Source organism: Rhodococcus sp. NPDC056743, assembly GCF_042790355.1.
GTDB lineage: Bacteria > Actinomycetota > Actinomycetes > Mycobacteriales > Mycobacteriaceae > Rhodococcus_F.
In genome coordinates this window covers 977,735-1,003,520 of sequence record NZ_JBHTZI010000001.1, presented here as the reverse complement: position 1 = coordinate 1,003,520, position 25,786 = coordinate 977,735, and the positions used below count along the sequence as shown (strand labels likewise).

Genomic DNA, 25,786 nt, shown 5'->3' with positions numbered 1-25,786 from the left:
ACATCGAACGTCGTCGCCGTCTTCTGCAAATACACATCATCAACCGACAAACGGTACTCGCCCTGCATGAACTCCAACTGATTCACAATCGCGCCGTGCGAGACCGCCACACCCTTCGGCCGACCCGTCGACCCCGACGTGAAAATCACATACGCCGTATTCGACGCCCGCAACGGCAACAACCGATCCGCATCAGAAACCCGCGCACCCGAAAAACCAGACACATCAACAACATCAACACACACAACCCGACGACCCGACGCGACAAAACCATCCCGCTCCGTCGACACCACACACACCGGATCAGCCGAATCCAACACATACTCATTACGCGAAACCGGCGCATCCGGATCCAACGGCACCCACGCCCCACCCGCACGCACAATCGCATACAACCCCACCAACAAATCCACCGACCGACGAACAGCCAACCCCACCAACGACTCCGGCCCCACACCCACCGAAATCAAATACCGCGCAAACCTGTTAACCCGCTCATCGAACTCCCCATACGAGAGCACCACATCCCCACACACCACCGCACGCGAACCCGAACACACCCCCACCACCGAATCAAAACCATCCAACAACAACCCACCCACAGTCCCGCGAGACGTGTCATTCCAGGTGTCGAGCACCAGGGTGCGCTCCGGCGCAGTCATGATCTCGATGTCACCGACTGCAGTAGACGGTGTTTCACCGATTTCGGTCAGCAGAGTCTCGAGGCGGCCCAGTAGTGCCTGCGCGTACGACTCGTCGAAGAAGTCGGGTAGATAGCGAAGCGTCAGGTGCAGTTGGTCGTCGAGACCGATCAGCAGTGTGAGCGGGTAGTTCGTGGAATCGTCGGAGGCGACATCGTCGATCACCATGCCGTCCAAGAACTCCGCTTGCGCTGCAAGACCGTCACGGTCGACCGGGTAGGACTCGAAGATCACCAGGGTGTCGAACAGTCCACCGACGCCCGCGGCGCTCTGCACGTCGGTCAATCCGAGGTAGTGGTGATCGAGCAATCCTGCCTGCTCGATCTGAACCCGTGAGAGCAATGCCTCCACGGACTCTGCTAAGTCCAACTGAACACGGACGGGCAGCGTGTTGATGAACAGGCCAACCATCTTCTCGACGCTGTCCAGTTGTGGCGGACGGCCGGAGACAGTGGCACCGAAGACGATGTCCTGGCGACCCGTCATGCGTCCCAACAGGATTGCCCAGGCAGCCTGGACGATAGTGTTTGCGGTGACGCCGGTCTTCGACGCCAATCCGGTCAGTGTCGCGGTCACCGATTCGCTGAGCGAGAGCTGCAGCTTCTGCGACAGCGCACTGAATTCCTGACCGGCGACGGTGGGAGCCAACAACGTCGGCTCCTCTACGCCGCCCAATGCCTGAGCCCAGGCGTCCATGGACACGCTGCGATCCTGCTGAACCAGCCACGCGAGGTAGTTCCGGTAGCTCAGGGCCCGCGTCTGAGCGGGAATGTTCCCGCGCATGGCGTAGTGGCCGAGAAGCGTCTGGAGCAGCAGCGGCATCGACCAGCCGTCGAGGATGATGTGGTGGTTTGCCACTACAAGACGGTAGTCGCTCGCGGCGATCTTGATCAGCGTGAACTTGATCAACGGCGGGTTGGACATGTCGAAGTGTGTCGCCTGGTCTTCGATCAGAACCCGGTCCAACTCGGCGCGTCGTTCTTCGCTGTCGGCGATCGTGGTGAGATCAAGTTCGCGCCACGGCACTTCGATGTCACCGAGAACTACCTGGACCGGCGTACCCGTTCCGTCGACCACAAAGGCGGTGCGCAGGTTCGGGTGACGATCGATGATGGCCTGTGCTGCGGCGTGGAGGCGATCCGCGTCGACGCGGCCGGACAGCGAGAGCACCATCTGCACGGAGTACAAGTCGACGGTCGACTCGGCCATGACGGCGTGGAACAGCAGACCCGACTGCAACGGAGCCAGCGGCCAAACGTCCTGGACCGCGGGGAAGCGCTGCTCGAACCCGTCGAGATCGTGCTGAGTCAGCGTTACCAGCGGCACGTCCGACGGTGTGAGACCGCCTGCGCCGACGGTCTGCGCGTGCTGCGCCAACGCGGTGAGTGCGCTAACCCACAGGTCTGCCAGAGCCTGCACCTCGGTGGCACTCAGCAATCCGGTCGGGAAGGCAAACGATGCTTCGAGCACCGCGCCGTCGGGGCCGTCGTTGACGATGGCATTGATGTCGACAACCTTGTTGGCCGGCATGTCCGGGTCTTCCGGCGCAGCGACGTCCGAGAAGTCGCGTGCGGGAATCCAACCCAGGCCTTGCGCTGCAGCCGGAATATCCTCCGCCACAATGCGGCCCAGGTAGTTGAAGCTGACCTGTCCGCCGCTCAGCTTCGACAGCTCTGCGCGGGTGTCGTCGTTGACGTACCGCAGCAGTCCGTAGCCGACACCCTTGTCGGGGGCGGCAAGCAACTGTTCCTTGACTGCCTTGATCGCCGCTCCTGCACTGGCTCCGGCGTCAAAGGCATCGTCGATGTCGATATCCGCAAGGTCGAGAGCGACCGGGAAGGCCGCCGTGAACCAGCCGACGGTGCGCGAGAGATCAGCGCCCGGCACGACGCCCTCTTCGCGGCCGTGACCCTCGAGTTGGAGCAGAGCTGCGTCGGTGTCGACACCCCGGTCACGGCGCCAACGCACCAGTGCCAGAGCAAGTCCGGCCAGCAATCCGTCGTTCGCTCCGCCGCGGAACACCTCGGGCAGCGTTGTCAGCAGGGTCTCGGTGACGTCTGCAGACAGTTCAACTCGCACACGCTCGACCGTTGCCGCAACATCGACAGACGGATCGAACGCGCGCGAACCGAGGATCGGATCGGGTGTCGACAGTGTTTTGCGCCAGCGTGCCAGTTCTGCCAGGCGGTTCTCCGAACGTGATTCCGCAGCCAACGAGTGCGCCCAGGTACGCATGGATGTACCGGTCGGTTCGAGCACCGGCACACTTCCGCCACTGCGCTGAGCCCACGCGGAAATCAAGTCCGGCACGATGATTCGCCAGGAGACACCGTCGACGATCAGGTGATGCGCGGCCACGATCAATCGGCCGGTGCGTGCCTCTCCCAAATCGATCCACACGAACTGAGCCATGACACCCGCGGCCGGATCCAGTCGTCCGAGAGCATCGTCGAGTGCGCCCGACGCGATGGCCGTCAGCTCAGTATCCGCAATCGCAGGATCCACCGATACCCGGCGCACCAACGCATCGACATCGACGGTTCCGGGCGCGGACACAGCCATACCCGGACCACGCTGATCGTCGACGAGTCGCGAGCGGAACATGTCGTGGTGATCGATGACGGCGGCCAGTGTGTCGACAACGCCGCCACGGTCGATGCCCAGCGGCAATTCCAACGTCAACAACTGGTTGAAACGCTGGTAACTGCCCGGCCGTTCGAACATGAATCGTTTGATCGGGGTGAGCGGCATCCAACCGACGCCGCCGCCGTCGATCTCGGCGAGGACAGTGATCGCGTCGGCGTCCGAACCGAAGACGGCGACCTCCGCCAACTCTGCCACCGTCTTGTTCTCGAACACGTCCTTGGGCGTGAAGAGAACACCACGGGCCTTGGCCCGGGACACCAACTGGATCGACATGATCGAGTCGCCGCCCTGAGCGAAGAACGAATCGTCGGTGCCGATCTGGTCGAGGCCGAGTACGTCGGCAAAGACCTCGCTGAGGATACGTTCCATCTCCGTGGTGGGAGCGCGGAACTCCTTGACCTCGAACACCGGCTCCGGCAGAGCCTTTCGGTCCAGCTTGCCGGCCGGGGTCAGCGGCATGTCGGTCAGAACCATGATCGACGCAGGAACCATGTGCGCCGGCAGGGTGCGCGAGACGAACTCACTCAAATCCGCCGAACTGACGGCAGATTCCTTGCCGACAAACACGTACGAGACCAGTGCCGGCGCGCCCGACGCCAGCGTAGTGCCCATCGTCGCAGCGAACTCTACGTCCGAATGCGCCGTCAGGGCCGCGTCGATCTCACCGAGCTCGATGCGGAAGCCACGGATCTTCACCTGGAAGTCGTTGCGGCCCACATATTCAACAGCGAACTGGTCGGTCCAACGCACGACGTCACCCGTGCGGTACATCCGCTCACCCGGCAGGCCGTGCGGATTCGCGACAAAGCGATCCGCACTCAGTCCCGGGCGGCGATGATAGCCGCGGGTGACCTGCGGTCCCGAAAGATACAGTTCACCGGCAACACCGACGGGGACAGGCTGTAGACGCGTGTCGAGAACAAACGCGGCCATGTCGCCGATAGTTCCACCGATGGTCATCCGGTCGCCCGGCATGAGCGGCACACTGACGTTCGTGACGATGGTGGTCTCGGTGGGGCCGTACACATTGAGGAATGTGCGTCGACGGTTCGGCTGATCCGCCCACTTCGCCATCAGCTCCGGTGAGTACGCCTCGCCGCCGACGCCAACTACCTCGAGGTCACTCAGACCCGACGGATCCATGGACGCCAACGCTGCGGGTGTAATGAAGGCGTGCGTGACGCGTTCGGACTTGAACAGCGCGGTCAGCTCGTCGCCGCCGAAGATCGATGTCGGGACGATCACCATGGCAGCACCCGTAGCGACGGCCAGGAAAAGCTCGAGCATCGACGCGTCGAAGCTCGGCGACGCAAAATGCAGCGTACGAGAGCTCGGTGTCACGAGGTAGTGCTGTGCCTGCGTTGCACTGAAGCTCGCGAGGCCGGCACCGGTAGCAACAACGCCCTTGGGCAAGCCCGTAGTACCGGACGTGTAGATCACCCAGGCCGGGTGCGCCGGAAGTACGGGGCGCACACGTTCGTCTTCGCGGATCGGTGAACTATCCTGTGCTGCCATCAGTTCCGAGCAGGCAGCACTGTCGACGGCCAGCCACTCGACGGTGGTGGTGAGTCCGTCGAGTTCGGCTTCGAGGGTCAGACCGACCGAGACGCCGGAATCGGAGACCATGTGCGCGATGCGGTCGGCCGGGTAGTGCGGATCGATGGGGACGACCGCCGCGCCCGTCTTGGAGACCGCCCACACCAGCAGGACCGATTCGATGGAACGCGGAATCGACACCGCGACCAGATCTTCGGCGCCCAGGCCGCGAGCGATCAGGACCCGTGCGAGGCGGGACGACCACTCGTCGACCTCGGCGTAGGTCATCGATCGGTCCTGGTAGCGGAGTGCCTCGTTGGACGGGTACCGCAGCGCGGTGTCGGACAGGATGTCGGCCAACGGCTTCGGTTCGATGCCCGAAGATGCGCGGCGACTGGTCAGTTCGAGACGCTCAGGCACCTCGAGGATGTTGATGTCGCCGACGGGCCGTGCAGCGTCTGCGACAACGGCTTCGAGAATGCGAGTCAACCGCTCGGCAAAGGAGACAACTGTCCCCTCGTCGAAGAGATCCGTCGCATACGTGAAGGTCGCGGCCATGCCGTGTCCGTCGGAAGCTTCCACCACGGTCAACTGAAGGTCGAACTTGGCTACAGTTTCCGCGATATCGAACTCGGCGATCTCGAGGCCCGGCAGAGTCAGGTGATTCTGTCCCAGGTTCTGGAATGCCAAGGCTACCTGGAACAACGGGTTGTGAGCCTGCGAGCGAACAGGATCGAGTACCTCGACCAGTCGCTCGAACGGTACGTCTCCGTGCGCGAACGCCGCGAGATCGCTCTCCCGCGCGGACGCAAGCAGATCGAGGAATGGCATCCCCGGATCAACCTCGGTGCGCAGCACGAGCGTATTGACGAACATGCCGATCAGGTCATCGAGTTCGGCTTCACCGCGACCGGCGACCGGGGTACCGACCGCGATGTCGGTGGTGCCGGACAACCGCGCAAGAAGTGTTGCCAACGCCGAGTGCATCACCATGAACAGGGACGCTTGGTGCTCGCGCCCTACAGCAGCCAGTCCGCGGTGAATATCCGCGGAAATCGGGAAGCTGTAGGTGGCGCCGCGGCCGGTGAACACAGCCGGACGTGCACGATCGCTTGGCAACGTGATCTGGTCCGGAACTCCGTCGAGAGCCTTCGCCCAGTAGTCGATCTGCTCTGCGAGTACGGATTCCGCGTCACTCTCGGAACCGAGAACCTCGCGCTGCCACAACGCGTAGTCGGCGTACTGCACCGGCAACGGAGCCCACACCGGGGTCTGACCCTGCGAACGCGCGTAGTAGGCCGCCATCACGTCGCGGATCAACGGGCCCATCGAGAAACCGTCGGTCGAGATGTGATGAATCACGATCGCGAGAACAAACGTGTCCTCGGCGAGTTGGAAAAGCTTGGCCCGCAACGGAACCTCAGCCGTGACATCGAACCCGGACGAGACGAAGTCCGTCACGGCCGCCACGACGTCGGATGAGTCGAGTTGCACCGGAGCAAGGTCCACCGGGACCGCTGCCGCCGGCAGGATCCGCTGGTAACCGGTTCCGTCGACCTCCGGGTACACCGTGCGCAGAACCTCGTGACGCTTCAGCACGTCCCGGACGGCGTCGTACAACGCCGCCTGATCCAGCTCTCCGGTGAGCGTGATCGCCATCGGAATGTTGTTGGACGCCGACTCGCGGTCCAACTGGTTGAGGAACCACATGCGCTGCTGCGCAAACGACAACGGCACCTGAGCCGGACGCACCTGAGCAGTCAACGCGGCGCGTGAACCGCCACCGACATGAGAACCGAGCCGGGCAGCAAGGCCTTCGACGGTCGAAGCCTCGAACAACTCCCGAACACTCACCGAAGCGTCCAGAACCTGACTCAACCGAGACGTCACCTGTGTCGCGATCAGCGAATTACCACCGAGCGCAAAGAAATCATCATCCAACCCCACACGCGACGTGCCCAGAACATCCGCAAACGTCTGCGCCACAACCTCTTCCACCACCGACGTCGGAGCCCGGAACACCGCAACCTGCAACGACGGAGCCGGCAACGCCCGACGATCCAACTTCCCGTTCACCGTCAACGGAATCGCATCAAGAACCACAAACGCCGACGGCACCATGTACTCCGGCAACAGCGCCCCAACACCGGCGCGCACCTCGTCAACCGAGACACTCACACCCGCAGCCGGCACCACATACGCCACCAACCGCTGATCCCCCGGCGAATCCTCACGAACGATCACCGCCGTCTGCGCCACCGACACATCCGCCAGCACCGCAGCCTCGATCTCACCGATCTCGATCCGGAAACCACGAATCTTCACCTGATCATCAGCACGACCCAGATACTCCAGATCGCCGGCGCTGTTCCATGAAGCCACGTCACCCGTGCGATACAACACCTCACCGGCGTTGAACGGATTCGCCACAAACCGAGTCGACGTCAACCCCGCCTGACCCAGATAACCCCGTGCCAACTGCACACCCGAGACATACATCTCACCTGCGACACCCACGGGCACCGGAGCCAAACGCGTATCCAGAACAAACACCTGCAGACCCGAAATAGCCTGACCCACAACACTCGCCGACGCATCCGCCGCCATCGCAGCATCCAACACACGATGGCTCACATGCACCGTCGTCTCCGTGATGCCGTACATATTCACCAACGTCGGCGCACTGTCACCACGGCGGCTATACCAATCCGACAAGCGTCGCAACTCGAGCGCCTCGCCACCGAAAACAACCCACCGCAACGACAACTCGGGCGCCCCGCCGGATTCAGACGCCAACCGATCAGCCTCGACCAACTGATAGAACGCCGACGGCGTCTGATTCAGCACCGTCACCCGCTCAGCAGCAAGCAGTTCCAAGAACTGCTCCGGCGAACGCGACGTCACATAATCCACAACCACCAACGTGCCGCCATACAGCAGCGGACCCCACAACTCCCACACCGAGAAGTCGAACGCATAACTGTGGAACATCGTCCACACATCGGACTCGTCGAACCCGTACACACTCTCGGTGTTCGCAAACAACTTCGCCACCGTCGTATGCGGAACCTGCACACCCTTCGGACGACCCGTCGAACCCGACGTGTAAATCACATACGCAACATTGTCGACACGCAACGGCGACACACGATCCGCATCCGTCACCACCGAACCACCAAACTCCGACAAATCCACCGCGTCGATATCGATCACCGGCAACCCAGCAGGCAACACCAACTCACGACCCGACCACGAAATCGCGGCCACCGGACCAGCATCGGCAAGCATGAACTCGACGCGATCAGCCGGATACGACGGATCCACCGGCAAATACCCCGCACCGGACTGCACCACAGCCAGCAACGCCACCACAAGATCCGCCGACCGCGGCAACGCCACCGCCACCAACGTCTCCGGACCACAACCCTGAGCAATCAACCTGCGCGCCAAACGATTCGCCCGGTCCGACAACTCCGCATACGTCAACGACTCGTCACCGAACCGCACCGCAATCCGATCACCGAACCGCGCAGCAGCACGACCGAACCACGCCGGCAACGTCGACTCCACACCCGAATCGACACCCGTGTCACTCCAGGCCAGAACACGATCCAGCTCACCGGCGGTCAGAACATCCACGTCACCCACGGCAGCAGCCGGATTCGCGACAACACCACGTAGTACGGACACGAACCGACCAGCGAACTCTGCCGCTGTCGACGCGTCGAAGAGATCCGTCGCGTAGGTCAGGATGCCGGACATACCGGCATCAGCGGCCTCTTCGAGAGTGAACTGCAGGTCGAACTTTGCCAGTGCAGCATCGAATTCCACTGCAGCGGCGGTGAGTCCGGGAAGTTCGAGAGCACTTTGGCCCAGGTTCTGGAAGGTCAATGCCACCTGGAACAGCGGATGATGAGCCTGCGAGCGCGTCGGATCGAGCGCTTCGACGATCCGCTCGAACGGAACGTCAGCGTGAGCAAACGCCTGCAGATCCACTTCACGCGCAGAAGCCAGGAGATCAGTGAACGACATCGACGGATCAACCTCGGTGCGCAACACCAAAGTATTGACGAACATGCCGATCAGATCGTCGAGCTGCGCTTCACCGCGACCGGCGACGGGAGCGCCGACTGCGATGTCGGTTGTCGCGGACAACCGTGCCAACAGCACGGCCAGCGCCGAGTGGACAACCATGAACGGGGTTGCGCCCGCCGCCTGACCTGTTGCTTCCACGTCGGCCCACAGTTGCGGGTCGATCGCGAAGGTGTGGTTTGCTCCTCGACCCGTTGCGATCTCGGGCCGAATGCGATCACTCGGCAGGTCCAACAACTCGGGCAGGTCGGTCAAAGAGCTGGACCAGTACCCGATCTGCTGCGCGATGACGGATGTGGAATCGTCCTCGGAGCCGAGAACCTCGCGCTGCCACAGCGCGTAGTCGGCGTACTGCACCGGCAACGGCGCCCACACCGGGGCCTGGCCCTGCGAACGCGCGTAGTACGCGGTCATCACGTCGCGGGTCAACGGGCCCATCGAGAAACCGTCGGTGGAGATATGGTGCACCACAAAGGACAAGACGAATTCGTCGTCTTCAACGTGGAAGAGCTTGGCTCGCAACGGAACCTCGACAGTGACGTCGAATCCCTCAGCGAAGAACGCATAGAGCTCTGATTGAAGGTTGCTCTCGTTTGTTCGCACGGTATCGAATTCGATCGCGGCATCCTCCGGCGAGAGGATCTGCTGGTAGCCAACGCCGTCGATTTCCGGATACAGTGTGCGCAGAACCTCATGTCGCGCAATGACATCGGTAATCGACGCACGCAGCGCATCCACTTTCAGCTCACCGGTGAGACGAACTGCAACAGGAATGTTGTTGACGGCCGACGCCGTGTCGAAGCGGTTGAGGAACCACATGCGCTGCTGCGCAAGCGACAACGGCACCTGAGCGGGACGCACCTGTGCTGTCAATGCTCGTGCACCGTCGCCACCGACGTGTACTTCGATGCGCGCAGCGAGTTCTTCCACAGTCGACGCGTCGAACAGTACCCGAACGGGGATCTTCGTATCCAGCGCTTGCCCCAGACGCGACATCACCTGAGTCGCGATCAGCGAATTACCACCGAGCGCAAAGAAATCGTCGTCCAACCCGATCTGGTCAATACCCAGAACATCGGAGAATACTTGCGCCACAGACTGTTCCACGTCGTTGGCTGGCGCACGGAACGCTGCCGACTCGAAAGCAGGTGTCGGCAATGCGCGCCGATCCACCTTGCCGTTGGCATTGAGTGGAAGGGCGGCCAACACCATGAAGACTGCCGGAACCATGTAACCCGGCAACGCATCGGTGAGGCGATGGCGTAGCTCCGTCTCATCGACGACGGCTCCGCCTGTCGGCTCCACATACGCGACGAGTGTGTCCTCTACGACCGCGACAGCAGCAAGAGACACAACGTCTTGTGCCGCTAGCAGCGTTTCGATCTCACCGAGTTCGATCCTCTGGCCACGCAACTTCACCTGGAAGTCGGACCGTCCGACAAATTCGAGCGAACCGGAGCGCGTCCAGCGGACGAGGTCACCGGTGCGGTACAAGCGGTCGCCAGTACCCGAGAACGGGTGCGCGACAAAGCGCTCTGCTGTGCGAACGGCGTCGCCGAAGTATCCCCGGGCCAACTGGGTACCGGATACGTACAACTCACCGGTGACACCGAGTGGCACCTGGAGCATTCTGGAGTCGAGTACCCACAATCCGGTGTTCCACGCCGGGGCGCCGAGGGGCACTACATCCCCGTCGAGATCCGAACTGCGATGACTCGTGATCTGGACCGTGGTTTCGGTCGGTCCGTACAGGTTGTGGACGTCACTGCCGGTCAGTGCGCGGAAGCTAGCCGCGAGAGCACTGTTCAACTGCTCGCCGCCCGCGAACGTCGCACGCAACGAAGTAGACAGCACATTCTCGAACTCATCGGCCATCGCCGCAAGCACCGACGGCACGAACTGCGCAACCGTCACCGATTCGGCCGCGATGACGCTGCTCATGTATGCGGGATCTCGGTGACCGCCGGCCTCCGCGACCACCATTCGAGCACCGATCATCAAGGGCCAGAACAGCTCCCACACCGAAGCGTCGAAGGTGGCAGGCGTCTTGTACAGCACCACATCTGACGAAGCAAGGCCGTAGGTAGCCTGCATCCACGACAGTTGGCTGACAACGGCCGCGTGAGTGACGCCGACACCCTTCGGGCGTCCTGTCGATCCGGAAGTGAACAGCACGTACGCCATGTTGTCCGGGCGCAGCGGAACGCGCCGCTCGTCGTCGCCGATCCGCGACGACGAGTAAGCCTGCAGGTCAAGGGTGTCGATACCGAGTACCGGCCACCCTGCGGGGACGTCGCCACGTTCGGAATCGGTAGTCAGCACGCAGACAGGCGCGGCGGACGCCACGATGTGCTGATTGCGCTCGGCGGGCTGCTCGGGATCGACGGGAACATAGGCTCCGCCTGCGCGAAGCACGGCGTGCACGCCGAACACCTGGTGGATCGAGCGGCGCATCACGAGCGCGACTCGTGAGTCGGGACCAACACCGACGGCAATAAGCTGACGCGCCAAACGGTTGACGTGCGCATCGAATTCTGCGTAGGTGAGAGCGACATCGCCACTGGCCACTGCGACGTCAGTCGATGAACTCGCCACTCCTCGGTCGAGTACATCGACCAAGGTCTTGTCGTCCGACGGCACTGTCAATCCGGCCGAAACACGCGACAGCACGCTACGTTCCGAGTTGGCGACAATGTCGATATCGCTCGCCACAACGCTTGGGTCGGCAATCAGTGCCTGTGCCAACACTATGAACTGTGTCGCTGTGGCGGCAATCGTGGCTTCGTCGAACAGGTCCGTCGCGTAAACCATCTGAACGTGCAGCCCGGCATCGGCATTCGTCGCGCCGACCGGTTCGGTGACCGTAATCGACAGGTCGAATTTTGCGCTCTCCGAATCCGGTTCGAAGGTCGTGACCTCGAGACCACCCAACGTGAATTCGACACGATCCAGGTTCTGGAATGCCAACATCACCTGGAACAACGGATTACGTGCCCTCGAGCGCTCGGGGTCGAGCACCTCGACCAACCGCTCGAAGGGCACATCCGCATGCGCAAATGCGGCCAGATCGGTGCCGCGCACCTTAGCCAGGAAGTCCTCGAAGGGAACGCCGGAACCGACCTCGGTGCGAAGTACGAGGGTGTTGACGAACATACCCACGACATCGTCGAGCGCGGCGTCTCCACGACCGGCGACGGGAGTGCCGATCGTGACGTCGTCTGTGGCGGCCAATCGAGCGAACAACGAAGCGAATACCGCGTGTACGACCATGAACAACGATGCGCCGTTGGCGCGTCCCAGCTCTGCCATTCCTCGATGAGTCGCCGCGTCGATGTCGAAGGTGTAAGCAAGTCCTCGGCCCGAAGCCTGCGCCGGCCGGGAACGGTCCGTCGGTAGTTCGAGCTGTACCGGAGCATCGGTGAGCGCAGTGGTCCAGTATTCGATCTGGCGTGACATCGTCGACTGCGGGTCGTTCTCGGAACCGAGTACCTCGCGCTGCCAGAGCGTGTAGTCCGCGTACTGCACCGACAGTGGCGCCCACGACGGAGCACCGCCGCGAGTCCGGGCTTCGTAGGCGACCATGACGTCGCGGGTGAGAGGTCCCATGGAGAAACCGTCGGTGGAGATGTGGTGAACGACGAACAGAAGTACGTAGTCAGCCTTGTCGACGCGATACAGCGTCGCCCGCAACGGAATGTCCGCAGTGACATCGAATCCCGCCATCGCAGACGTCGCCACGGCGGCGGGCAATTCAGCTGCCGTCAACGGCCGGGGCGCCAAATCGAGTGCAACATCGGCAATCGGCAAGATGTCTTGATATCCGACACCGTCGATGTCGGGGTAGACGGTCCGCAGTACCTCGTGCCGGTCGATCACATCGAGCACAGCGGCGCCCAGCGCGGCCGCGTCCAGATCGCCGGCGATACGGATCGCGACCGGAATGTTGTTGACCGCGGATTCCGGTTCGAGACGGTTCAGGAACCACATGCGTTGCTGCGCAAGCGACAACGGGATCCGATCCGGACGTGCCTGTGGAACCAACGGCGCTACCGCGCCGGAGCCGGCGTGGACTTCCAGTCGAGCAGCCAGAGCCTCCACGGTCGATGCCTCGAACAGCGCACGCACCGGGACTGCGGTGTCGAGAGCCTCGCCGAGCCTTGCGGCAACCCGAGTCGCAACCAGAGAGTTTCCGCCGAGATCGAAGAAGTCATCCCCGCGGCCGACGGGTGAAACACCCAGCACCTCGGAGAACACCTGGGCCACGATCGATTCAGCTGCAGTGACCGGAGCGACGTATGCCTTGGCCGCAAATGCCGGCGCCGGGAGCGCCTTGGTATCGGTCTTGCCTGCCGTGGTCAACGGAATGGAATCGAGCACGAGCACGGCGTCGGGCACCATGTAGCCGGTGAGGAACTTCGACACGGAATCGATCACCGCAGCAGGTTCGACGGTGGCCCCGGCGCTGGGCACCACGTAGCCGACCAGTCGATCACCGAATTCTTCGTCCGTGTGGACCAGAGCAACTGCCTGTGCGACGCCCTCACAACGGGACAGCGCTGCTTCGATCTCACCGAGTTCGATGCGGAAACCACGAATCTTCACCTGGAAGTCACTGCGGCCCACGTATTCCACCGCGCGGCCGTCGATCCAGCGGACGACGTCGCCCGTGCGGTACAGGCGATCCCCGGAATCGCCGAACGGGTCGGCAACAAATCGGCTTGCCGTCAGTGCGGGCTGGCCCAGGTATCCCCTGGCGACCTGGACGCCGGAAACGTAGAGCTCTCCTGCAACACCGACCGGGACCGGCTGCATCCGGTCGTCGAGGATACGCGCAGACATTCCGCGAACCGGACCGCCGATGTTCATCCGGTCGAAGGCCGTCAGAGTGTCGCTGATATTGCTCGCGACAGTGGATTCGGTGGGACCGTAGGCGTTGAAGAAGCCGCGAACGGAGCCGTCCGGCAGCGGTACCGCCCACTTGGCGACCAGAGCCCGCGGGCTTGCTTCACCACCGACGACAACAACTCGGAGGGCATCGAGGCCGGCCGGATCCACCGACGCCAAGGCTGCAGGCGTGATGAATGCGTGCGTCATCGCCTCGGAGTTCAGGATCTCGGCCAATTCGGCACCGCCGTAGACGGTGGTCGGCGCGATCACCATGGTCGATGCGGCGCCAAATGCCAAGAGCAACTCCAACACCGACGCGTCGAAGCTCGGGGACGCGAAGTGCAGGGTTCGGGCGTCAGCGGTCAACTCGTAGTGTTCGACCTGCACAGCACAGAAATTCGCCACTCCGGCGTTGTCGACGACTACGCCCTTGGGCAACCCGGTGGTACCGGAGGTGTAGATGACGTATGCGGCGTTGTCCGCCCGGATGACGTCCCGCAGCTCCTCGGCGCGAATCGGTGCACCGGACTCCTCGGCCGAGCCCGCACCCTCCAGCGTGATCCAGTTGGATCCGGCCGGCAGCGCCGATACGAACTCTTCCGTCGTGAGGCCGACAGTTGCACCGGAATCCGAGACCATGTGGGAGATGCGATCAACCGGATAGGTGGGGTCTACCGGCACAAAGGCGGCGCCGGTTTTGGCGACCGCCCACAGTGCGAGCACGGAATCCGCCGATCGTGGAATGGCAATCGCCACTCGATCTTCGGCGCCGACACCGCGGCCGATCAAGACACGAGCCACCTGAGACGAGCGCTCGTCGAGCTCACGGTAGGTGATCGTCTCGCCGGCGTAGCGGATAGCCGCCGCGTCCGGGTTCACCGCAGCGGCATCGGTGAGAATTCCTGCAAGTGTTCCCGAAACACCGTGCGCTCCACGCACATCGGTCAACGCAAGCCGCTCAGAGGATTCGAGAATATCGATGTCACCCACGGTGACTGCGGGATCTCCGACCAGGGATTCGAGAATGCGTACCAGTCGGCGGGCAAAGCCCTCGACGGTATCCCGGTCGAACAGATCGGCAGCGTAGGTGAACTCCGCTGCGATTCCTTGCAGTTCGCCATGCACTCCGATCGACTCGGACACCGACAGTTCGAGATCGAATTTTGCTGTTGTCGTGTCGATCTCGGCTGCCTTGACGGCCAGGCCGGGAAGTTCCAGCTCGGTCTGCGCCAGATTCTGCAACGAGAGAACCACCTGGAACAGCGGATGTCTGGCCTGGGACCTGGCCGGAGCCAGGACGTCGACCAACCGCTCGAACGGCACGTCGGCGTGGGCGAATGCGCTGATCGCGGCATCACTCGACGCCGCGATCAGTTCCGTGAACGGAGCCGACGTGTCGACTGCGGTTCGTAGGACCAGAGTGTTGACGAACATGCCGACCAGATCGTCAAGTGCGGCCTCGCCGCGGCCGGCGACGGGAGTACCCACCGAGATGTCCGACGTTCCGCTGAGCCGCGCAAGCAGAACCGCGAGGGCAGCATGCAGCGCCATGAACAGCGTGGCATTGTGCTCCCGGGCAAGGGCGTCGAGGCGGACGTGCAACTCGGGCGCGATGTCGAAGGCGAATCGTTCGCCGCGCATCGACGCCACATCGGGGCGCGCCCGGTCAGCAGGCAGTTCGATCCGATCCGGCAGACCCGAGAGCGTCTCGCTCCAGAACGAAATCTGCTGGGACATCAGTGAGGCTGCGTCGTCCTCGGAGCCCAAAACCTCACGCTGCCACAGTGCGTAGTCGGCGTACTGCACCGAGAGCGGTTGCCACTGCGGAACAATCCCGTCCTTGCGCGCCGAGTACGCGATCATCACATCGCGACCCAACGGCGCCATCGACCAACCGTCCGCGGCAATGTGGTGAACCATGATCGCCAGCACGTGCTCGGTGTCACCCCGCGTCAGCAACTGCACCCGGATCGGCGCGTCCACGGTGATATCGAGGGCGGTCGAACCGACTGCAGCAATAGCGTCGTCGAGCTCAGCGGCATCGACGGACACCACATCGAGACCCTGGAAGACGTCGTCGACGTCGAGAATCGACTGCACCGGACCGAATTCGGTGTCCGGGTACACCGTGCGAAGAACCTCGTGGCGGGCCAGCACGTCCTCGAATGCTGCTTCCATCGCGGCGACGTCGAGGTTTCCGCTCAGGTGAAGCGCGAAGGTGATGTTGTACGCCGCAGACGCCGTGTCGTAGCGGTTGAGGAACCACATGCGCTGCTGAGCAAGCGACAACGGAATACTGCTCGGACGCGTCTGCGCGGCGAGCGCTGTGCGACCGCCACTGCCCGCATGCGTTTCCACGCGAGCGGCGAGTGCCTCGACGCTCGAGACGTCGAACAACGTGCGGACCGGCACCGTGGTGTCGAGCGCGGCGCCCAGTCGCGAGGTGACCTGCGTGGCGACGAGTGAGTTGCCCCCGAGAGCGAAGAAGTCGTCATCGAGTCCGACCCGCTCGACCCCGAGAACATCGGCGATGATCTGGGCGACGATTTCCTCGACCGGTGTTGTGGGCGCGCGGAATTCACGGACCTCGAAAACCGGCTCCGGCAGCGCGTCTCGATCGAGTTTTCCGACGGGCGTCAGCGGCACCTCGTCCAAGGCCATGATGACCGACGGAACCATGTAACTCGGCAAGGATTCACCGACAAAACCAGCGAGGCGTTCGGCATCGAAGCTCGCATCGGCTTCGAGTTGAACATAGGAGACCAGGGCAGTGACTCCCGCGACACCTTCGCGTCCGAGGGTCACAGCGAAGCGAACATCCTCGTGAGCCGTCAGCGCGGCATCGATCTCGCCGAGTTCGATACGGAAACCACGGACCTTGACCTGGAAGTCACTGCGGCCCATGTATTCCAGAACGCCGTGCTCGCCCTCGCGCGAACTGCCGGTCCACCGCACGACGTCTCCGGTGCGGTACATCCGGGAACCGTCGGACGAGTACGGGTTGGCGACAAACCGCTCCGACGTCAGCGCGTAGCGATCGTGGTAGCCACGGGCCAATGCCGCACCCGCAAAATAGAGTTCACCCCTGGTACCGACCGGGACGGGGTGAAGTCGCTCGTCGAGGACAAGCGCCGACATTCCTTCGACGGGACGGCCGATATCGATAGGCTGACCGGCCGTGAGGTGCCCGTACGACGAAATAATGGTGGTCTCGGTGGGACCGTAGCCGTTGAAATACTCGCGCCCGGGCTGCCACGTTGCCAGCAGTTCTGGCGTGGTGACATCGCCACCGACGGATACGAGGGCCAATTCCGGCAGCTGCGCCTCGTCCATCGTGCCGAGCACAGCGGGAGTGATAATCGCGTGGGTGACATGCTCGTCGCGTAGCAGCGTGGTGAGTTCAGGGCCGCCGATGATCGCCGGCGGAACGATGACAAGAGTGGCACCAGTGGAGAAGGCCACCATCCATTCCAGTACCGACGGGTCGAAACTCGGCGAGCAGATGTGCAGGAACCGAGATTCCTCGTCGACGCCGTACCGACGCTGCGCAGCATCACGAACACCACGGAGACCACCATGGGTAACGCTGACACCCTTAGGCTTTCCGGTGGAACCGGACGTGTAGATCAGGTACGCGACGTGCGCATCGAGCAGGGGCGTGGTTCGCTCGGAATCGACGACCGGAGCACCCGATTCGGCATCGACGAGGCTCACCGTGGACGGCTCGTCCAGTGCCCACCATTCTGTGGCGTCCGGCAGTTGCCCCAGGAATTCGGAGGACGTCAGGCCGATACGTGCCGCGGAATCCGACAGCATGTGGCGAACACGGTCGTCCGGGTAGTTCGGATCGACCGGGACGTAGGCAGCACCAGTCTTGGCCACTGCCCAGACTGCGCGCACCATGTCGTAGGATCGCGGAAATGCCAGCGCAACAGTGGTTTCCGGACCGATGTCGCGCGCAATGAGAGCGCGGGCCAACCGGGACGACTGCTCGTCGAGCTCACGGTAGGTAACCGAACGTCCCTCGAATCGCACCGCAACCGATTCCGGATCGGCCGCACCCGACGTGAAGATGTCGGCCAGGCTCGCTCGCGCCATCGCGTCGTCGGACGCCACGTAGGTGAGGTCGACGAATTCCGTCGGCGAGAGCAGTTCGAGATCCCCGACCGTGGTTGCCGGTCGAGCGGTGACCGCGTCGAGAATCCGGACGAAGCGAGTGGCAAACGTTGCTACGGTCGACGCATCGAACAGATCTGTGGCATAGGTGAAGGTAGCGTCCAGGACATCTGAATCTTCGCTTCCTTCAGGGCTTTCCGACACCATCAGCTCGAGGTCGAACTTGGCGACCGGCACTTCCAGTTCGGCGGCAACCGCAGTGATCCCCGAGAACTGCAACTGGCGGCGTCCACTGATCTCGGCGGTCAGAGCAACCTGGAACAGCGGATGACGCGACTGGGAACGCGCGGGATTCAGGACCTCGACAAGGCGCTCGAACGGCACGTCCGCGTGTCCGTACGCACTCAGACCCGACTCGCGAACCCGGACGAGCAACTCGTCGAAAGACTCGCCCGCATCCACCTCGGTTCGCAACACCATGGTGTTGACGAACATCCCGATGACATCGCTCAGCGCCTCGTCACCTCGACCACCGACCGGAGCACCGATGGCAATATCCGTGGTGCCGCTGAGGCGGCTGAGAAGCGCCGCATACGCCGCTTGCAGCACCATGAACAGCGACGCGTTCTTCGAACGGGCCAACGCGTTCAATTTGCGGGTGGTGCGTTCGCTGATGTGGAAGTGGTGCTTGGCCCCACGGTTGGATGCAACAGCTGGGCGCGGGCGGTCGGTCGGCAGATCCAGCTGGTCGGGTAGCCCCGCCAGCGACTCGCGCCAGAAAGCGATCTGGCGTGCCGATTCCGACGATGGATCATCTTCGGACCCCAGGGCCGCACGTTGCCACAGCGCGTAATCCGCGTACTGCACCGGCAACGGCGTCCAAGCCGGTGCGGAGTGCTCGCTCCGTGCGGAATACGCCACCAGGAGATCGCGGGCCAGAGGGCGGAACGACAAGCCGTCGGCCGCAATATGGTGCAGCACCATGACGAGCACGAAATCGGTAGGTGTGACCTCGAACAGAGTGACGCGCAACGGGATTTCGGTTGCCACGTCGAATCCGCGTCCGGCGATCTCGACGGCAGCGGCCTGCACCTCGCGCTTGGATGTTCGCCGCGGAGTCAGGTCGATCGACACCTGGTCGATCGGCAGAATCACCTGCTGCGCGGTGCCGTTGGTGTCGGGATAGAGCGTACGCAGCGACTCGTGCCGCTCGAGGAGATCCATCACCGAGGCGTGCAAAGCGGCAACATCGACGGTACCGGTCAGCCGCACAGTGAACGGAAGGTTGTAGACCGGTGTCGACGGGTCGAGCTTGTTGAGGAACCACATTCGCTGCTGCGCCAGCGACACCGGAATTACATCGGGACGCGGCTTTGCGACCAGCGGTGCCAGCGGCCGGACATTTCCCGCCAACGACTCGGCCCGAGCGGCGAGGGTGGCCACCGTCGTCGACTCGAAGAGCTCACGCACACCGAGCTGAACGCCCATCGCGGAACCGACTCTGGTGACCACTTGTGTTGCCACCAAGGAGTTTCCACCGAGTTCGAAGAAATCGTCGTCGAGACCGACTCGCTCCACACCGAGGACGTCGGCAAAGACGTCGGCCACAACCCGTTCGGTATCGGTGCGCGGTTCCCGGTACTGCTTGGCACTGGCGAAGACGGGTTCCGGGAGCGCTGCACGATCAAGTTTGCCACTGGTGTTGAGCGGCAACGCTTCCAAGACCGTCAACGCAGCCGGAACCATGTACGACGGCAGGCTTCGACCCGCGAATTCGCTCAACTCTGCTGATTCGACGGAACGGCCCGGACTCGGCACGATATATCCGACCAACTGATCGCCGGTCGAGGTCTGAACCACCAACACGACAGCCTGTGAGACGTCGGGATGTGCGAGCAGCACGGTCTCGATCTCGCCGAGTTCGATGCGCTGGCCGCGGAACTTCACCTGGAAGTCGGTGCGCCCGATGTAGTCGAGGTTGCCGTCGTCACGTCGGCGCACGAGGTCGCCGGTTCGGTACATCCGTTCCCCGGCAGGACCGTAGGGGTTTGCCACGAAACGATCGGAGCTGAGGTCGGGTCGACCGACGTATCCGCGGGCCAACTGCACTCCGGCGAGGTACAGCTCACCTGGCTGACCGATCGGCGTCGCACGCAGGTGCGAATCGAGAATGTAGGCCTGAGTGTTCCACTGCGGCAGGCCGATCGGCACCGAAGTGGTGTCGGAGCGGCGAGCCTCGTAATAGGTGACCGAGACCGCAGCTTCGGTGGGGCCGTACAGGTTGTGCAGATCAGCGCTGCACAGTTCACGGAACGCCGTAGCCGTCTCGGGCGGCAAGGCCTCGCCGATGACAAAGACGTGGCGCAGCGAATCACATGATCCAGCAGGAGCATTCGCGGTGAAGAGCGTGAGCATCGACGGGACGAAGTCCGTGACGGTGACGCGATGCTCCGCGATCTTGGCCGCAACGTACATCGGGTCTCGATGACCGTCGGGCGTCGCGACCACGAGGGTCGCACCGACCCGGAGCGGCATGAAGAATCCCCACAGAGACACGTCGAACGTGGTCGCGGTCTTTTGCAGATACACGTCCGATGCGCCGAGGCGATACTCGGAGTTCATCCACTGGAGCTGGTTGTTGATCGCCGCGTGGGTGACTGCAACACCCTTCGGGCGACCAGTCGAACCCGACGTGTAGATGACATAGGCCGTGTTCGAATATCGCAGGGGCGACACACGATCCGAGTCGGTGACGGGCCTGGTGTCGAGTTCCGCATCGTCGAGTTGGTCGATTTCGAGAACGCGGGTTCCGAGCGGCAGGTCCACCCGATCCCGGGCGGTGGTCAGAACACACACCGGCCGGGCGGAGTCGAGGATGTACGCCGTGCGATCTGCCGGATGGTCTGGATCCACCGGCACCCACGCGCCGCCGGCCTTCGCAATCGCATACAGTCCGACCATGAGGTCGAGGGAACGTCGAATCGCCAAGCCCACAAGTGATTCCGGCCCGACACCCATGCCGATGAGTGTGCGAGCGAGACCGTTGACCTTGGCGTCGAACTCCGCGTAGGTGAGAGAACTCCCCTCGAAGATCAGCGCGGTGGCGTCCGGGGTTCGATCGACCTGTCGTTCGAACGGTTCGGTGATGGACTGCGAAAGCACGTGATACCCAGTGCGATTCCAGAGCGCAACTTTCTTGCGCTCCTCTTCGGATGCGATGGGCAGATCCCACACTCGGCGCGACGTTTCGGCCGAGATGAACTTTTCGAGGAACTCGACAAAACGCGAGTGATTCCGCTCGGCGACCGACGCGGAATACAGGTTGGGATTCGACTCGAAGTCGATGTGCGTCCGGGTGTCGCCGACGCTCTGATACAGGTTCACGCCGAGGTCTTCGATCAAGCCCGTTGACAAGATGTGCAATTCACCGACCAGTGGCCCGAAGGCAAGTTCAGTGGAGAACATCATGATGTTGATCCACGGTCCGAAGAAACCGCCCTGACCGGGACCGTCACCGTCGCGGACCATGTCTTCGTGGCGGTAGCGCTGGTGACGCAGGGCGCCGGACATCTCGCTACCGACGGCGTCGAGAAGTTCCTGGACAGTTGTCGTCGAGGTAATCCTCAACCGCAATGGCACCACGTTGGACACCATTCCGCCGGATCGGCGGAGCACTGCAGTGGTGCGGCCCGAGACGGGCAGCGACAGCGACACGTCCTCGCTTCCGGTCATCTGAGCCAGGTACGCGGCAAACGCTGCGACCACTGTGCCGGCGACCGTCGTCTTCTCGACGCGTTCGAGGAATCGCGCGAGCAGTGCTTCCACGTGGTTGGACAACGCGGCGCTGTCGATGCGGCTGACCGGCGTCGGCGGGGCACTACGCCCGGCCAGGCTCGAAATCTCGTCGAGGTCGGCGATCTTCTCAGCCCAGAAGGTTCGGTCGGTGTCGAACCGCTGGGAGTTGCGGTAGGTGTTGTCGACCTCGTACACGTCACGTAGGTCGGATGCTTCGTTGGGCGTGGGCTCGCGGCCTTCGACGCGGGCCGAGTACAACTCGGCGACACGGGTGACAAACGTCGAAGCGCCGAAGCCGTCGAGGATCGTGTGATGGACCCGGGTGTACCAGTAGTAGCGGTCCTGTTCGAGACGCAGAATAGTGGCCGAGATCAACCGGTCCTCGAGCATGTCCACCGGGCGGCTTCGGTCTGCGCGCATCCACCGCATTGCCGCGTCGTGCGGATCTGCCTCACTACGGACGTCGACATAGCCGACCGAGTCGTCCAGTGTGTCGTCGATGATCTGGAAAGGCTGTGCATCGACTTCGATGATCCGAACGAAGGCCGAACCGATTTCGCGGCCGGCGTCGGCGCACGCCGCCCGGAGCACGTTCAGTTGCAAGGCGCCACGAAGTTCGACGTACTGCGCGATGTTGACGGGGACGCTGGGATCCAGGTGCTGCGCGAACCACATTCCGAGCTGTGCAGCCGAGAGTGGGAATGCACCCGATCGCTGAACTTCTTCCGGCGAGCTGCCGACCTCCGACTTACCGCTCTCCAGTTTTCCGTTTTCCAGCGACTTCACGCCCACAGCCTCTCTTCCACACCATTACGCACACGCTGTGACGCACATCTCTTCGCCACAACTTGTACCGATCTCATCTACCCTCAATGAGCCAGAACGATCCATCATCTCCGATGGGCCGCAGGCATGACAAAGCCACACCCAGACATATCGAGTTTGAAGTGAAGGTTCGTTACAGCAACGAGCCACCGTTCACCCACCGCGAAGCCACGCCGCGGGATCCGACAAATCCAGCGGACATTTCCCTCCCTCATCCCCCGATCCAACGGTCACGATCACACTGTTCCCGCACGGGCTATCGCGCGCGCGAATCCCCCGCGTAGCCGCTCGATCAATGTACAGGCTCGGCGAAAACGGAGTATTCACGCTGTTCACCAGGGCTTTGATTCAGACATAATGACGGCTGCCATTCGGTTCGGCCTCCGGACGAGGCCATGCACACGAAGAAACGCGCCGGCATTGCGCCGACGCGTTCCCCTTACCTCACAACTCATTCACACGAGCGTAACGCCCGTCACATTCTGCAGGTGCTCGGCGTTGACGCCCGGTGCCAGTTCCACCAGGGCGATGCCCTCTGTTGTGACATCCAGCACGGCCAGGTCGGTAATGATGCGATGTACCACACCTTGGCCGGTCAACGGCAAAGTGCACCGCTCGAGGATCTTCGGGTTTCCCTCCCGGTCGGTATGCTCCATCACCACGATCACGCGACGAGCACCGTGGACAAGATCCATCGCGCCGCCCATCCCCTTGACCATCTTGCCGGGCACCATCCAGTTCGCGAGATCACCGGTACTCGACACCTGCATTCCGCCGAGGACGGCAGTATCGATGTGCCCGCCACGAATCATGCCGAAGGACAGTGCAGAGTCGAAGAACGCGGCGCCTGGATTCACAGTGACGGTTTCCTTGCCCGCGTTGATGAGGTCAGCGTCGACCTGATCCTCGGTCGGGTACGGCCCGGTGCCGAGGATGCCGTTCTCACTGTGCAGGACAACCCTCACGCCCTCAGGAAGGTAGCTCGGAATCAGTGTCGGCAGTCCGATCCCCAAATTGACGTATTCGCCCGGCCGCATCTCCGCGGCTGCACGTGCGGCCATCTCATGGCGAGTCCAGCCGACACGAGTTTCTTCCGAACTACTCACTGGGCGCCTCCTGAGACGGTTCGCTTCTCGATCCTCTTGTCCTGCACACCCGTATGTACGACGCGCTGGACGAACACGCCAGGTAGATGAACGTGCGCCGGGTCGATCTCGCCGGGCTCGACCAGATGTTCCACCTGAGCGATGGTGATCCGACCAGCCATGGCGGCAAGCGGATTGAAGTTCATCGCGGTCTTGTTGAAGACGAGGTTGCCTTCGGTATCGCCGTAATCGGCATGCACCAACGCAAAATCCGCTGTGATCGCTTCTTCCAACACATAGCGGCGATCCCCGAAAACGGCGGTCGCTTTGGGCGGAGATGCGACGGCAACGGATCCGTCGGCGTTGTAGCGCCACGGCAACCCGCCCTCTTCGATGGGGGTACCCACACCGGCCGGTGTGTAGAACGCCGGTATGCCGGCGCCTCCCGCACGCAGACGCTCGGCCAGGGTTCCCTGCGGTGTCAGCTCGACTTCCAGCTCACCCGAAAGGTACTGGCGTGCAAACTCTTTGTTCTCCCCCACGTACGACGCTGTCACCCGAGCAATGCGATGAGCACTCAGGAGAATTCCGAGACCGTAGTCGTCCACACCGCAGTTGTTGGAGAACACTTCCAGATCGGTGGCGGCGCCCACGGCTATGGCCGCGATCAACGCGTCCGGAATTCCGCACAGTCCGAAACCGCCAACGGCAAGCGTGGCTCGGCTGGCGATGTCGGCAACCGCATCGGCTGCCGAACTCACAACTTTGCTCATGCGTTGTTCTCCTTACTCGGGGAGGATACCGGCGCGATGCAGCAGTTTCTCGGCGTGACGCAGCACTGGCGCGTCCACCATCTTTCCTTCGAAGGCAAACACACCACGTTCGTGAGCCACGGCCGCAAGAACCCTTTGTGCCCAGTCGATTTCCGACTCCGACGGCGCGAACGCTGCGCGGATGACGTCGACCTGACTGGGGTGGATCGCAACCTTGACATCGAACCCGACAGCAACGGCGTCAGCGGATTCGACGCCCAGCCCCACCAGATCCTTGATGTCGAGGTACACGGAATCAACGGCCAGCCGGCCGTAACTCTTTGCTGCCAGCAACGTATTCGAGCGAACATGCCTCGCGACGTCGCGGTACGAACCATCCAGGTGCCGGCTGGAATTACCGCCGAGGCCGGCAATCAGGTCCTCAGCGCCCCACATCACGCCGATTGTGTTGGCCGCCAATGCGATTTCTTGCACGGCAAGTGCGCCGAGCGGTGACTCGACCAACGCGACGACCTCGGCCGGGGCCAGCGAGAGGACGTCGTCCGCTGATTCGCATTTCGAGAGCATCAACCGCGTGTAATGGGTGCCGTCGAGGGCAAGGAGGTCGAGTTCGTGCTCGCGGGTGCCAACGGGATTGACGCGCACCACGGTGCGGTCCGGGTCGAGCGGTGTGTCGATCAGCGCGGTGCGCGCAGCCTCCTTGTCGTCAGCCGCGACGCCGTCCTCGAGGTCGAGAATGACGACGTCGGCTGCCGCTGCCGCCTTCGCGTAGCGCTCCGGACGGTCTGCCGGACAGAACAGCCACGCCGGCCCGGGCGGAGTCCACGTCACGACGATTCTCCTTGCGGCCTCAACTGCACCAACGTTTTTCGAGTCGCAACGGCCACGACGTCGCCGTGCTGATTTCGGCCGGTGTGTACCAACGTCACGATGCCTTCACCAGGGCGGCTCTTCGATTCACGCTTGTCGGCGATCAGTGTCTCCGCGTACAGGGTATCGCCGTGGAAGAGCGGCTTCGGGAAACTGATGTCCGAGAACCCGAGATTCGCCACGATGGTTCCCTGCGTCAACTGCGCTACCGAAAGCCCCACGATCGTGGACAACGTGAACATCGAATTGACCAGGCGCACACCGAACTGGGTGTCCTCGCTGTACGCGGCATCGAGGTGCAGTGCCTGCGTATTCATCGTGAGCGTCGTGAACAGCACGTTGTCGGCCTCGGTGACGGTGCGACCTGGGCGGTGTTCGTAGACCGCGCCAAGTTCGAACTCCTCGAACCAGAGTCCGCGCTGAGTGATCTTCTTGGTCTCTGCGTTGTTCATTTGAGAGT

Annotated in this window: 5 protein-coding genes; all 5 read right to left on the bottom strand. The window is 62.8% G+C overall.

Annotated elements, in window-relative coordinates; translation table 11 throughout:
* Positions 1-22,559: non-ribosomal peptide synthase/polyketide synthase (locus tag ACFRFQ_RS04445; RefSeq protein ID WP_378653458.1), on the bottom strand; the 22,559-nt coding region annotated here is incomplete at its 3' end.
* A gap of 494 nt (positions 22,560-23,053) precedes the next feature.
* A complete protein-coding gene (locus tag ACFRFQ_RS04440; RefSeq protein ID WP_378653456.1) occupies positions 23,054-23,704 on the bottom strand; it encodes a 3-oxoacid CoA-transferase subunit B in 651 nt (216 codons plus the stop codon).
* Positions 23,701-24,456 carry a CoA transferase subunit A gene (locus tag ACFRFQ_RS04435; protein ID WP_378653454.1) on the bottom strand — a complete coding sequence of 252 codons (756 nt, stop codon included), beginning with the start codon at positions 24,454-24,456 and terminating at the stop codon, positions 23,701-23,703. The genes ACFRFQ_RS04440 and ACFRFQ_RS04435 overlap by 4 nt, the downstream gene beginning before the upstream one ends.
* A 12-nt stretch (positions 24,457-24,468) precedes the next feature.
* Positions 24,469-25,287, bottom strand: coding sequence for an HpcH/HpaI aldolase/citrate lyase family protein (locus ACFRFQ_RS04430; RefSeq protein WP_378653452.1), 819 nt, complete (start codon positions 25,285-25,287; stop codon positions 24,469-24,471).
* Positions 25,284-25,778 carry a MaoC family dehydratase gene (locus ACFRFQ_RS04425; RefSeq protein WP_138869549.1) on the bottom strand — a complete coding sequence of 165 codons (495 nt, stop codon included), beginning with the start codon at positions 25,776-25,778 and terminating at the stop codon, positions 25,284-25,286. Before ACFRFQ_RS04425 ends, ACFRFQ_RS04430 begins: the two co-directional genes overlap by 4 nt.
* Positions 25,779-25,786 lie beyond the last annotated feature (8 nt).